Source organism: Bradyrhizobium sp. HKCCYLRH3099 (genome assembly GCF_051167855.1).
In the GTDB taxonomy this organism is placed as follows: Bacteria; Pseudomonadota; Alphaproteobacteria; order Rhizobiales; family Xanthobacteraceae; genus Bradyrhizobium.
Genome location: NZ_JBNPTW010000015.1, coordinates 201354 through 213358, shown reverse-complemented (window position 1 = coordinate 213358; position 12005 = coordinate 201354). Strand labels below are relative to the sequence as shown.

General features: G+C 66.0%; 11 protein-coding genes. 1 reads left to right on the top strand and 10 read right to left on the bottom strand.

Translation table 11 applies throughout. The annotated features are described in order from the left end of the window. Window positions 1-393 precede the first annotated feature (393 nt). The 6 genes from ACQR1Y_RS25435 to ACQR1Y_RS25410 all read right to left on the bottom strand — a co-directional run bounded on the left by ACQR1Y_RS25435 (window position 394) and on the right by ACQR1Y_RS25410 (window position 7057). Window positions 394-1440 carry a peptidase M29 gene (locus ACQR1Y_RS25435; RefSeq protein ID WP_434856711.1) on the bottom strand — a complete coding sequence of 349 codons (1047 nt, stop codon included), beginning with the start codon at window positions 1438-1440 and terminating at the stop codon, window positions 394-396. 34 nt (window positions 1441-1474) lie between these two features. Then, window positions 1475-2236: an ABC transporter permease gene (locus ACQR1Y_RS25430; RefSeq protein WP_434878664.1), complete on the bottom strand. Its 762-nt coding sequence runs from the start codon at window positions 2234-2236 to the stop codon at window positions 1475-1477. Beyond that, window positions 2233-3009, bottom strand: coding sequence for an ABC transporter permease (locus ACQR1Y_RS25425; protein WP_434856713.1), 777 nt, complete (start codon window positions 3007-3009; stop codon window positions 2233-2235). Before ACQR1Y_RS25425 ends, ACQR1Y_RS25430 begins: the two co-directional genes overlap by 4 nt. Further along, window positions 3006-3851, bottom strand: coding sequence for an ABC transporter ATP-binding protein (locus ACQR1Y_RS25420; RefSeq protein WP_434878665.1), 846 nt, complete (start codon window positions 3849-3851; stop codon window positions 3006-3008). Before ACQR1Y_RS25420 ends, ACQR1Y_RS25425 begins: the two co-directional genes overlap by 4 nt. 498 nt (window positions 3852-4349) lie before the next feature. After that, window positions 4350-6056: a dihydroxy-acid dehydratase gene (gene ilvD, locus ACQR1Y_RS25415; protein WP_434878666.1), complete on the bottom strand. Its 1707-nt coding sequence runs from the start codon at window positions 6054-6056 to the stop codon at window positions 4350-4352. Between the two features lie 23 nt (window positions 6057-6079). Next, the gene (locus ACQR1Y_RS25410) at window positions 6080-7057 is read right to left on the bottom strand and encodes an ABC transporter substrate-binding protein (RefSeq protein ID WP_434856716.1); all 978 of its coding nucleotides are present in this window, start codon (window positions 7055-7057) and stop codon (window positions 6080-6082) included. A 290-nt stretch (window positions 7058-7347) separates the two neighbouring features. Here ACQR1Y_RS25410 and ACQR1Y_RS25405 point away from each other — a divergent pair, with 290 nt between their 5' ends. Beyond that, a complete protein-coding gene (locus ACQR1Y_RS25405) occupies window positions 7348-7698 on the top strand; it encodes a RidA family protein (protein WP_008965519.1) in 351 nt (116 codons plus the stop codon). Window positions 7699-7966: 268 nt separating this feature from the next. On the opposite strand, the gene ACQR1Y_RS25400 is transcribed toward ACQR1Y_RS25405, so the two are convergent. The 4 genes from ACQR1Y_RS25400 to ACQR1Y_RS25385 are packed head-to-tail and all read right to left on the bottom strand — an operon-like array spanning window position 7967 to window position 12001. Further along, window positions 7967-8203, bottom strand: a complete 237-nt coding sequence (locus tag ACQR1Y_RS25400; RefSeq protein WP_434878667.1) for a hypothetical protein — start codon at window positions 8201-8203, stop codon at window positions 7967-7969. Between the two features lie 33 nt (window positions 8204-8236). Then, entirely contained in the window at window positions 8237-9142 is a 906-nt protein-coding gene (locus tag ACQR1Y_RS25395) for an intradiol ring-cleavage dioxygenase (RefSeq protein WP_434856718.1), read from the bottom strand. A 19-nt stretch (window positions 9143-9161) separates the two neighbouring features. Next, window positions 9162-10916: an FAD-dependent oxidoreductase gene (locus ACQR1Y_RS25390; protein ID WP_434878668.1), complete on the bottom strand. Its 1755-nt coding sequence runs from the start codon at window positions 10914-10916 to the stop codon at window positions 9162-9164. A 23-nt stretch (window positions 10917-10939) separates the two neighbouring features. Next, the gene (locus tag ACQR1Y_RS25385; RefSeq protein ID WP_434878669.1) at window positions 10940-12001 is read right to left on the bottom strand and encodes a branched-chain amino acid ABC transporter permease; all 1062 of its coding nucleotides are present in this window, start codon (window positions 11999-12001) and stop codon (window positions 10940-10942) included. Window positions 12002-12005 lie beyond the last annotated feature (4 nt).

Below are 12005 nucleotides of genomic sequence, written 5' to 3'. Positions count from 1 at the left end.
GGAGACAAGCCAGCAGTGATCGAATACTGTCAGGAGTCAGCCCGGTTCAAAATGTCAGGGATCAACCCGGTCGGTCAGGGCGCTGAACGGCGTTGGGGTAAATGTACCGCGAATTGCCAGCGCTTGTAGCCGTCAGCGGCACCGCCGGGGAGACACGCAAAGCAATCGAGGCTTGCGCAAACTACCCTGGATTGCGTCGCTGCGCTCGCAATGACGCTGTGGGGGCATCGCGTCCAACAGGCGGTTCGCCCGCGGACCGGAGCTCAGCTCTCCTCTCTGAGAGCAGAGTTCGGGGACCCCCACCCCCGACCCCTCCCCACAAGGGGGAGGGGAGCAGACTGCCCGCGGGGCGAGTGCTCGAATACGACTAAGAGGGCTATCCGAGAGAAAGGACTACCCGAACACGTCCTGCAGCACGCCGTGCTTGATCACGGCCACCCCATCCAGCTCGATCGTCGTTCCCATCATCGGCAGATCGAAATGGCCCGCCGTGTAGCGGCCGGCGAATTCGTTGGCGCCGGTGGAGAACAGGAAGTTGCCTGGGACGGCGCGCAGTTCGGTGCCGTTGGTGTCGCGCTGGTCGTACATGGTCAGTGCTTCGTAGCGTGCGCCGGGATTCATGCCCCAGCCGACATGCGACACGGCGTAGGCCTCGCGATCGCCCCAGGAGGCGAGATAGGCGCGCATCATCGCGGCATCGGCGCCCTCGCCTTCCAGATCCGTGATGTAGTCGTCGCGCATCGTCATCGTGACGGGCGAGGACAGATAGCGCTTGAAGGTGAGGTTGATGTCGCCGGGCGCCATCACGATGGTGCCGTTGACCGATTTGCTCTTGGGGAAGCTGACGACGATGCCGCCCGGCCAATGCGCCAAGGTACCGGGACGATCGGTCCAGCCCCAGACGCCGACCGTCGAGGCCCCCTCCATGATGACGTCGAGATCGGTGCCGGCCTTCGAGGTCACGCGCATCCGCTTGGTGCCGCGCAGCATCTTGGCGGCGGCGCGGACGCGCTTCTCCAGCGCTGCATCGGGCCGCATGCGCTCCAGCGCTTCCGGATGCTCGTTGGAGATCACGAGAATGCGCGCGCCGGCTTTGAGGATCTCCGGCGTCTCCACCGCATGCATTAGACCTTCGATGGTGCAGTCGACGACGAAGCCGGCCTGCTGGAGGGCCGTCACGACGGGGCCGAGCTTGCCGATCGCCTCGGACGCGCCGGTCGATCGCACGGGCACCGGGTGGGGATTGCGCGGCGTCGGCACGATCACATGGAAGGGGCGCGCGCCCATGCGCAGCAGCGCCAGTTCGGCGATGTGGACGTTGAGCGGACGCGACTGCGTCTCCGACAGGATGGCGGCGGTGTCGCCGGCCTTCACCGCGCAGCGCTCGAAGATCTCGCAGAATGCGTCGATCCATTTCGCCTCGATGCGATCCGCCAGCATGGTCGTTCTCCCGAATTGTCGTTGGTTGCTTTTATCAGACGGAGGGGAAGCCGCGCAGCAAATACGCGCGCAGGCCCTGCAGCAGGGCGTTGAGAATGAGGCCCAAGAGCGAGATCGTGATCAACGGCACGAACATGTCGACCGCCTGGAAGGTGCGCGCGGCGGTGACGAGCACGTGGCCGAGTCCGTCGGTCGAGGTGATCATCTCGGCCAGGAATACCACGATGCAGGAAATCACGAGGCCGATGCGGCAGCCGGTCAGGATCGAGGGCATGGCTGCCGGCAGCACAACCTTCCACAGCACGTCGCGCGGCGGCGTGCCGGCGGCAAGCGCCGACCAGATCAGCTTCTGCTCGATCGTGGTCGCGCCGTAATAGGTCGACAGCAGGATCGGAAACAGCGCGTCCGCCGCCACCAGCATGATCTTGGATTCATGGCCGAAGCCGAGCAGCAGCAGGAAGGCCGGATAGAGCGCGACCTTAGGTAGCGGCGCCAGCACGCGCACGATCGGCTTGACGGCCGCGTTAATCGGCGGGCTCACCGCAGCGGCGATGCCGAGGGAGACGCCGAGCACGACGGCGATGGCGAAGCCGGCGAACAGCCGGAACAGGGTCGCGGCGATGTCCTGCTGGAACGTGACGCTGGAGAGCTGCTGCGCCATGCGCAGGAACACCTGCCCGGGCGGCGGCAGCAGGGTCGGCGGCGCATAGCCGAACGACACGAGGCTTTGCCACAGCAGCAGCAGAAGGAGGATCGGGGCCGCGCCGAGGGCGACATTGTTCGAGGTGCGCGTCATGAGAAGCTCAGGGGCATGTCGAACTGCGGCTCGGACCAGCGCACCAGCCAGCGCCTGACGATTTCGAACGCGGCATCGAGGCAGATGCCCATCGCGCCGACGATGATGATCATCGCGAAGACCGTGTCGTACTGGCCCATGTCGAGCGCGTTGAACAGGATATTGCCGGCGCCCGACTGGCGCGCGATCATCTCGCTGGTGACCATGGTGATCAGCGCCAGCACCAGTCCGGTGCGGCAGCCGGTCAGGATCTCCGGCAGCGCGGCCGGCAGCACGATGCGCAGCAGGCGCTCGGCCGGCGACAGGCCCATGGCGGCGCCCGACCACAGCATCTTCTCCTCGACCGCCTTGGCGCCCTCGAAGCTGTGGTAGATCACGGGCAGGCTGACGCCGAGGAAGATGACCAGCGTCTTGGAGATATCGCCGACGCCGAGCCACAGCATGATGATCGGCATCAAGGCCGCCTTCGGCACCGGGTAGATCAGCATCAGCAGCGGATTGAAGAACGCGGCGGTGGCGCGGCTGCGGCCCATCAGCAAGCCCAACGGGATCGAGAACGCCAGCGCCAGCGCGAAGCCGATCGCCATCCGCCGCAGCGACGCCAGGATGTTGATCAGGGATTCCTTGTCGGTCAGGATCGGCGGGATCGCGCGCAACGACTCCAGCGCGGTCGGGAAGCTGTCGTTCTTCAGCCCGAGCGAGGCGAGCTGCCAGAGCAGCAGCAGCCCGCAGCAGGCCAGCACCGGCGCGAGCGGCTTCACGAGCCCGTTCATGACGGCAGCTCGTTGTCGCCGGAGGCGTCGAACATGCGCTCGATCTCGACAATGTAGTTCTGGTAGCGCGGGTCGAGCAGCAGCTCCTCGCGACGGCGCGGGCGCGGCAGGTCGATGTCGATCACCTCGCGGATGCGGCCGGGCGAGCGCGACATCATCACGACCTTGTCGGACAGGAACACGGCTTCCTCGACCGAATGCGTCACGAACAGCACGGTCTTGCGGTCACGCTCCCAGATGTCGAGCAGGTCGTTTTGCAGCCGCGTGCGCGTATGTGCATCGAGCGCGCCGAACGGCTCGTCCATCAGCAGCACCTCGGGGCCATAGGCGAGCGTGCGCGCCAGCGCGACGCGCTGCTTCATGCCGCCGGACAGCTCCTTGGGATAGAATTTCTCGAATCCGGTGAGGCCGACCATCGCGAGCAAGGTCCGCGCGAGCGCCTCGGCCTTCGCCGGCTTCATGCCCTGCTGCAGCGGGCCGTACATGACGTTGCCGAGCACGCTCTTCCAGGGAAACAGCGCGAACTCCTGGAACACCGGACCGCGATCCGTGCCCGGGCCGGTGATCGGCTTGCCCTTCATCCTCGCGGCGCCACTGGTCGGCTTGACGAAGCCGCCGACGATGTAGAGCAAGGTCGACTTGCCGCAGCCGGACGGGCCGAGGATCGAGACGAAGGCGCCCTCCTCCACTGAGAGCGAGATATCCGACAGCGCGGTGTGGTCGCGACGCGACGAGGTCTTGAACACCTGCGAGACGTGGTCGATCTCGATGATCGGAGTCGCTGGGCTGCGGCCGAGCGGAACGCCCGCGAGCTCGCCTGGTCGGATCGGGGTCACGCCCATGTCGACTTCTCTTTCCGGTGCAGCACGCTCAGAGGCTCCCAATCATCAGGCATCACAGACCGCCTTAGATATTCGTCCGTATCCACATCCACCGTCATTGCTGGGGCAAGCCTGAGGGTCTTGAACCTGGAGCTGGCCCGCCTCACGACGTCGGTCGTTCAAGCCGCCTGCCGACTGCAATGAGCACGGCCATCTCCCCGCCCGAGGTCGTTCCCTCCCCCCTTGTGGGGGAGGGCTAGGGAGGGGGGCTGGCCACACCCACCGCTCTCTCGGCTACCCCCCTCCCCAACCCTCCCCCACAAGGGGGGAGGGAGCCTCGAGAGCTTACTCGCCTCACGGCGACAACTTTGGAATTTCGAGCTTGCCTTGCGTTCATGCTCACTAGGCTCGAGATTCCGGGTTGAATCATCGAGGCTGCGCCTCGATGCTTGCCCCGGAATGACGGGGTGTGTGGTCGCAAGATTAGCAAGAACCCTGCCAATCGTCGCGCGTCGCGGCTCATTCCTGCTCCTGATCGAACCAGGGCCATTCCGCAGGTCCCTCATGCGTGACGGCGCCGAGCGGCGCCTGCCCGACCAGTTTCGCGTACTTCGCGAGCGCGCCCGCGCGGTGCCGCGGCGGCCGTTGCGTCCAGGCCTGACGGCGTGAGACGAGTTCGCGCTCATCCAGCAGCACGTCGAGCGTGCGCGCTTTCGCATCGATCCGGATCGGGTCACCGTCCCGCACCAGCGCCAGCGGACCACCGACGAAGGCTTCCGGTGAGACATAGCCGATGCACATGCCGCGGGTGGCGCCGGAGAAGCGGCCGTCGGTGATCAGCGCGACCTTCTCGCCCATGCCCTGGCCGTAGATCAGCGCGGTGACCCCGAGCATCTCGCGCATGCCGGGGCCGCCGACCGGTCCCTCGTTGCGGATGATCAGCACCTCGCCCGCCTGGTAGTTGCGCGCGCGGACCGCGGCGACGCAGGCCTCCTCGTCCTCGAACACGCGGGCACGGCCCTCGAACACCAGGTTCTTGAGACCGGCGACCTTGATGACCGCGCCATCCGGCGCGAGGTTGCCCTTGAGCACCGCGACGCCGCCATCGGCCATCATCGGCTTGGCCGGAGTGAAGACGACCTCTCCATCGGGTGCATTGGCCGTGCCATATTGCTCGGCGAGCGTGCGACCGGTCACCGTGATGCAGGAACCGTCGATGTGACCGCTCTCGATCAGCGCGCGGATCACGACGGCCGCGCCGCCGATGTCATAGACGTCCTTGGCGGTGTACTTGCCGCCGGGCCGGAGATTGCCGATCAGCGGCGTGCGCGAAAACACCTCGCCGACATCGTCGAGCGTGAAGCGGATGCCGGCCTCGTTGGCGATCGCAGGCAGATGCAGCGCGGCGTTGGTCGAGCCGCCGGTGGCGGCGACGATCGCCGCACCGTTCTCCAGGGATTTGCGGGTGACGATGTCGCGCGGCCTCGGACCATCCTTGGCGAGCATCTGCATGATCAGCCGCCCCGCCTGCCGCGCGACATGGCCGCGCTCGACATAGACGCCGGGGATCATCGAGACGTTGGGCATGGACAGCCCCATCGCCTCCGACAGCATGCCCATGGTGTTGGCGGTGAACTGCCCGGCGCAGGCGCCGATCGTCGGCAGGCACGAGCGCTCGATGCCCTCCAGCGTGGTGGCGTCGATCTCGCCGGTCATGTAGCTGCCGACCGCTTCATACGAGTCGAGCACCGTCAGCGTGCGGCCCTGATATTTTCCGGGCAGCGCGCTGCCGCCATAGATGAAGATCGACGGCACATTGCAGCGGACCATGCCCATCATCACGCCGGGCAAGGTCTTGTCGCAGCCGCCGAAGCCGATCAGCGCGTCATAGGCGAGGCCGTGCACGACGGCCTCGATCGAATCGGCGATCAGCTCGCGCGAGAACAGAGAGAACTTCATTCCCTCATGGTTCATGCTGATGCCGTCGGACACCGAAACGGTGGCGAACTCGCGCGGCGTGCCGCCCGCCTCGGAGACGCCCGTCTTGGCGGCATCGACCTGGAAGTCGTGCGTCATGTTGCAGGGCGTCTGCTCGCCCTTCTGGCTGACGATGCCGATCATCGGCTTGGCGATGTCGACATCATCCAGACCCATCGCGCGCATGAAGGCGCGGTGCGGGGCGCGGTCGAGCCCCTCCACCGTGACGCGCGAGCGCAGCTTCCTCATCGATACGTGCTCCGCGTGGCGCCCTACTGGATCGGCGCGACGATCGAGGGATGCTTGAACTGGGCGACGTCGAGCTTCGGCAGCATGCCGGTCTCGGCGTAGATGTCGAGCATCTTCTGGATCGCCGGGAAGTTCGGCGCGGCGACGGGATCGCGGCCGAAATCATTGTCCTTGAGCAGATAGGTCTCGATCACCGGCACCGGCACCTTCATCACTTCGGACACGACCTTCAGGGTCTCGTCGCGGTTGGCGAGCGCCTTCTTCATGCCGGCGGTGATGTCGCGGACATAGGCCTTCACCAGCTCCGGGTTCTTGTCGACGAAGTCGGCGCGGCAGGCTTCGAGGATGTGGACGATGTTCGGCATCGCCTGCGACAGCTGGAACAGCTTTCGGGTGCCGCCCTTGGCCTCGGCGCGCGCGGCGAACGGCTGGTTCATGTTGACGGCGTCGACGCGGCCCTGGCGCAGCGCATCCTCGGCGACCGCGAAGCCGACCTCGACCAGCTTGATGTCTTTGGCGGGATCGAGCCCGGCCTGCTTCAGGAGCAGGTTGAACGGCCCCTGGGTGCCGCCGCCGATGACGGAGATGCCCACCGTCTTGCCCTTGAGATCGGCGATGGTCTTGATCGGCGAATCGTCCTTCACCGCCCAATACACCGAGAACCCGCCGGGCTTCTCATAGACGTGCTGGGCGACGATGTAGGCCTTGAGACCGCCGCCGACGACGCCGTTCGACAGCGACAGCGGCGCCTGGGTCGCGCAATCCAGCGCGCCAGCGGCGAGCGCCTGGGTCATCGGTGCCGTGCCCTGGAACTGGGTCCACTCGATGTTGTAGGTCTTGCCGAGATCCGGAAATTCGCTCGGCCGCTTCATCATCCAGTATTTGGATTCCTCCGCCGGAATGGTCCAGCCGACGCGGATCGTCTGCTGCGCGAAGCCCGGCCCCGCATTCGTCGCCAACGTCATCGCTGCCAGCGCCGCCAGCATTAACCGTGTCCGCATCACGCCCCTCCGAAATCGTTTAAAAGGAACCTCGCGGGGAATGTTTCATGTCTCAAATATCGGTGCAAGCGCGGAAAACATTCCGTGCTTGCCTCTGCCATGAGCAGCTTTCGCCGCACCGCGACAATGCGTCGGCAGGCGGAAAACACATGATGGCCGCGTGGAGTTTGCAGGACGCCAGACCCGCAATTTAAGGTCGCGTCGCTCCGAAGCCGTCGCAGCCGACTGGCATTGCGGCGCGGCACGCGCTAGGGAGAGGCCCCGAATTGACCTTTTAAGGAGTTCTCTCGATGTCCATCCAGCGCTTTGAAGTCGGCCCGCGCATGAGCCAGGTCGTCGTGCACGGCAATACCGTCTATCTGGCGGGCGTCGTCGCGCAGAAGACCGCCGGCGAAAGCGTGACCAAGCAGACCGAGGAGATCCTGTCGATCATCGACGGTCATCTCGCCAAGGCCGGCACCGACAAGACCAAGCTGTTGTCCGCGACGATCTACCTCACCGACATCAAGACCTTCGGCGAGATGAACGCGGTGTGGGACGGCTGGGTGTCGGCCGGCAACACGCCGGCGCGCGCCACCGTCGAGGCTGGGCTGGCCGCGCCGCAATACACGGTCGAGATCATGGTGATCGCGGCGAAGTAAGTTGGTGCGGATTGCGCAGTTGCCGTGAGACTCACGCTCGTGCGGCTCGCTCGCTGCACCTCGCCCCGCTTGCGGGGGCGCGACGAGCTTCGCTCGCGCTGAGAGGTCGGATTGCATCGATAGATGCAATCCGGGTGAGGGGGTACAGGTCTCACCGCGAACGCTCCCGGCGCGTGTGCCCCTCTTCACACCACCCGTTCCGCTGCCCCTCACCCCAACCCTCTCCCCGTGAAGAACGGGGAGAGGGAGCGTAGCGAGTTCGTGGCTTCTATTTAGTCTCGCGCCGGCCGGTGTTGCGATTGAGCGGATCGCGCCGCTCGCGCGTCAGCCCTTCCGGGAGCACCGGTTCGGTACCGGGTAAGGGCTCGGCGCGCACGTCGGCGCCCCACTGCTCCCGCTGGCGCGGCGTCGTTGCGTCCTTGACCTGCTGCGGTTGCGGCAAACCGTCCTTGCTGACGGGATCATAGGCGCCGGAGCGCAGGTCGCGGGTGTCTCTGCCTGTCATGGTCGTCCAACGGACGTTGCCACCGGTTCGTTCCTACACGTGATCCTGCGACCGGCCGATGCGCACCGCCGCCAGCACGAAGTCGAAATGCGTCTCCCAGAACGGGTTGGCGAAGGCGAGCTGCTCGGCGCGGCGGGGATCGTCGACGCGATCGAATTTCGCCAGCAGGCTCTTCTTGACCCCGAACACCGCATCGGAATCGATGTAGCGATCGTCGGGATCGAAGATGTGGGTGGTCAGCGTCTCGAAGCCGTCGCCCGAGATGATGAAGTGCAGATGCGCCGGCCGATAGGGATGCCGGCCGAGCTTGCCCAGGAGCTGGCCGACCGGGCCGTCGTCGGGGATCGGATAGAAGCGCGGCTTGACGGCGCGGAACCAGTAGCGGCCCGCCTCGTCGGTGCGGAACACGCCGCGCAGGTTGAAGTCGGGCTGCAGGCCCTTCTGCTGCACGTCGTAGAAGCCGTCATCGTTGGTCTGCCAGACGTCGATCTTCACATTCGGGATCGGCCGCCCCTCGGTGTCGCGGATCGTGCCGGAGATCACCATGTCCTCGCCCTTGCGGTCGAGGCAGATGTTGCTGCCGAGCGGCAGCTCCGGCGCGTCGTGCACGTAGAACGGCCCGAGCACGGTGCTCTCGGACGCGCCGGCCGGCTTGCGGTGGTTGATCGCGTCGACCAGCATGGAGACGCCGAGCACGTCCGACAGCAGGATGAATTCCTGCCGCCATTCGTTGCACATCTGGCCGGTGCGGGTCAGGAACATGATCGCCTCGAACCATTCCTGCTGGGTCGGCTCGATCTCCTTCACCGCCTCGTGCAGCTTGCGGGTGATGACCGCCATCACCTCCTTCAGCCGCGCGTCCTTGGCGTTCTTGTTGCGGCCGATCACGACTTCGGCGGAGTTCTCTTCGGTGAAATAGCCTTGCTCATGATCGTCCATGAGGTCTTCCCTTTCCGCTTCAGTTCGCCAGGATCCGCTTGAACACGCGGCGCAGCTCCGCCGCCGGATCCTCGGCCAAGGTCTCGCGCCGCCAGCACACGTGCTGATCCGGCCGCGTCAGCACGATGCCGCCGTCCCTCACCTCGCGCAACCGCGACCAGTCGCCGTCGAGATCCTGCCAGACCTGGCGCGGGCCGATCACATGCGCGTCGATCTCGATGCCGAGCTCCTGGCTGAGCTTCCTCGCCGCCGCCGCCCAGGCCTCGCCGCCGATACCGGTCAGCACCGTGAACTTGCCATGGCCGGCGAGATCGAGCGTCGAGATTTTCGTGCCATCCTTGCCGAACAGCCACGCATGCGGCAGCCGCGCGCCAGGCCAGGTCGTCTGCTGGAAGTGCAGCTCGGGATCCCGGGTGAAGGCCGGCTCCTGCTGCCCGTCGGTCACGATGGCGTCCGAGCGATAGCGGTGGTTCATCTCGACGCCGTGGGCATCGAACTCATAGACCTTGCTGGCGATGGTCTCGCGGATCTTGGCACGCTGCTGCTCGGCCTGTTCGGTGCGGTCGCAGCGCGCGTCCATGTTCTGCTGCATCTTGACGGGATCAATCGAGTCCAGCAGGCCGAGCGCCTGGAAGATCGGCCCGAACTCCTCGATCGACTTGTTGGCGCGGGTGACGATCTGCTTGGCGACCGGCGCGCGCTCGATCGTGTAGCTGTCGAGCAGCTTTGGCCCGGCGCGGTCCTTGATGACATAAGCGAGCTTCCAGGCCAGGTTGAAGGCGTCCTGGATCGAGGTGTTGGATCCCAAGCCGTTCGATGGCGGATGGCGGTGGATCGCGTCGCCCATGCAGAACACGCGGCCATGCGACGTGCGGGTCGCGTACATGTTGTTGACGGTCCAGGTCGATACCGACTGCAGCTCGATCTGAAGGTCCTGGTCGCCGACGAGATCGCGCGCGACCTTCAAGGCAAACGCCTCGTCGACCTCCGGCGCCGGCTGGTTGATGTCATAGCCCCACACGATCAGCCATTCGTTCCACGGCCGCACCATACGCACCAGACCCATACCAATGCCGCCGACATCGGCGCCGGGCTGCACCACCCAATACAGCACCGACGGCCGGTGCGCGACGTAGCGCGACAGGTCGGCCTTGAACAGGATGTTCATCGAGCCGCCGACGCCCATCTTGCCCTCGAACGGCAGGCCGGCATGCTGCGCCACCAGCGAGTTGCCGCCGTCGGCGCCGATCAGATATTTCGAGCGCACGGTGACGGTCTTGCCGGTCAGGCGGTCGAGCAAGGTCGTCGTCACGCCGTCGTCATCCTGGACGTGGCTCTCATAAACCGTCGACATCCGCGCCTGCGTGCCGCGCGAACACGCCGTCTTGAACAGCAGCGGCTCCATGTAGGTCTGCGGCAGATCGTTCATCTTCGCCGGCGACGACAGCTGATGCTCGGCGCGCGACAGCGGGTGATTGCCCCAGGTCTTGAGCCGGCCGATCTCCTCGCCTGCGAGCGAGGTGCAGAACACGTTCTCGCCCATGATGTCCTGCTGCGAGGCGAACATGTAGGCCTCGTCCTCGACGTCGCGACCGAGGTCGCGCAGCACCTCCATCGTACGCTGGTTGGTGATGTGGGCGCGCGGCGTGTTGGCGAGCCAGCGATAGCGGTTGACCACCATGTTCTCGACGCCATAGGTGGACAGCAGCGCCGCCGCGGCCGAGCCGGCCGGACCGGTGCCGATGATGAGAACGTCTGTCTTGATGTCGGCCATCGGGCCCTCCCTGTCGATTGTTGTCAGTTGTCGATCGGTCCGCCGCGCAGCAGGCGGCGGACCGGCAGCAGCTGGATGCCGGTCCGGCTTGCGAACAGGCCCCATAATCCTTGCGGCGCGAACAGCATGATGACGATGCCGATCAGGCCGAGCGCGAGCAGATAGAGCGAACCGAAATCGGCGAGCAGCTTCTGCAGGCCGAAGAAGATCAGGACGCCGACGATCGGCCCCTCGATGGTGCCGATGCCGCCGATCACGACGATGAAGATCACATAGGCGGTCCAGTCGATCACCGAGAACGCCGCGTCCGGCGAGATCCGCGCCTTCTGCACATAGATCAGCGCGCCGACGAGACCGGTCAGCGCCGCGCTGGTCAGATAGACCATGGCCTTCAGCCGCCGCGCATCGACGCCGACGGCGCGCGCAGCCTCCTGGTTATCGCGGACGGAGGCGAGCGCGAGACCATGGCGCGAGCGCAACAGCCGATACACCGTGAAGATCGTCGCGACCGCGAGCAGCAGCGCCAGCCAGTAGCAGATGATGTCGACCGCCTGCGCCGGCCGCACGCCGAACAGACGCTGCACGACATCGGTGCCGAACATGGCGCGGGTCGCGGCCCCCGGCAGCGATGTGCCGGTGCCGCCGCCGAGCGTCTTCCATTGCGCGACGACGAGGCGGACGATCTCCGCGACCACCCAGGTGCCGATCGCGAAGTATGCCCCCTGCAGACGGAAGGCGAAGAAGCCGGCGGGGATGGCGAGCGCAGCCGCAGCCACGCCACCGAGCAGGATCGAGAGCAGCGGATCGAGCTTGAGCAGCACGACGCCGGCGAACATCGCGTAGGCGCCGAGGCCGACGAAGGCCTGCTGGCCGACGGAGACGAGGCCGGCATAGCCCGCGAGCAGGTTCCAGCTCTGCGCCAGCACCAGCATGGTCAGGATGAAGAACAGGTCCTGCAAGGTCGAGCGCGGCAGATAGGCCGGCGCGACGACGCCGGCCACGACGATGAGCGCCGCAATGATGGCGAAGACAATCGAGGCCTTGGTCCTCGTCTCGACGCGCCAGGGGATGGATCGTCCGTGCATCGCC

What these genes read in the sequence shown, in the direction of transcription:
- ACQR1Y_RS25435 (WP_434856711.1), bottom strand. Translation starts at nt 1,440, where the DNA reads ATGCTGGCGGATCGCATCGAGGCGAAATGGATCGACGCATTCTGCGAG.
- ACQR1Y_RS25430 (WP_434878664.1), bottom strand. Translation starts at nt 2,236, where the DNA reads ATGACGCGCACCTCGAACAATGTCGCCCTCGGCGCGGCCCCGATCCTC.
- ACQR1Y_RS25425 (WP_434856713.1), bottom strand. Translation starts at nt 3,009, where the DNA reads ATGAACGGGCTCGTGAAGCCGCTCGCGCCGGTGCTGGCCTGCTGCGGG.
- ACQR1Y_RS25420 (WP_434878665.1), bottom strand. Translation starts at nt 3,851, where the DNA reads ATGGGCGTGACCCCGATCCGACCAGGCGAGCTCGCGGGCGTTCCGCTC.
- ilvD (WP_434878666.1), bottom strand. Translation starts at nt 6,056, where the DNA reads ATGAGGAAGCTGCGCTCGCGCGTCACGGTGGAGGGGCTCGACCGCGCC.
- ACQR1Y_RS25410 (WP_434856716.1), bottom strand. Translation starts at nt 7,057, where the DNA reads ATGCGGACACGGTTAATGCTGGCGGCGCTGGCAGCGATGACGTTGGCG.
- ACQR1Y_RS25405 (WP_008965519.1), top strand. Translation starts at nt 7,348, where the DNA reads ATGTCCATCCAGCGCTTTGAAGTCGGCCCGCGCATGAGCCAGGTCGTC.
- ACQR1Y_RS25400 (WP_434878667.1), bottom strand. Translation starts at nt 8,203, where the DNA reads ATGACAGGCAGAGACACCCGCGACCTGCGCTCCGGCGCCTATGATCCC.
- ACQR1Y_RS25395 (WP_434856718.1), bottom strand. Translation starts at nt 9,142, where the DNA reads ATGGACGATCATGAGCAAGGCTATTTCACCGAAGAGAACTCCGCCGAA.
- ACQR1Y_RS25390 (WP_434878668.1), bottom strand. Translation starts at nt 10,916, where the DNA reads ATGGCCGACATCAAGACAGACGTTCTCATCATCGGCACCGGTCCGGCC.
- ACQR1Y_RS25385 (WP_434878669.1), bottom strand. Translation starts at nt 12,001, where the DNA reads ATGCACGGACGATCCATCCCCTGGCGCGTCGAGACGAGGACCAAGGCC.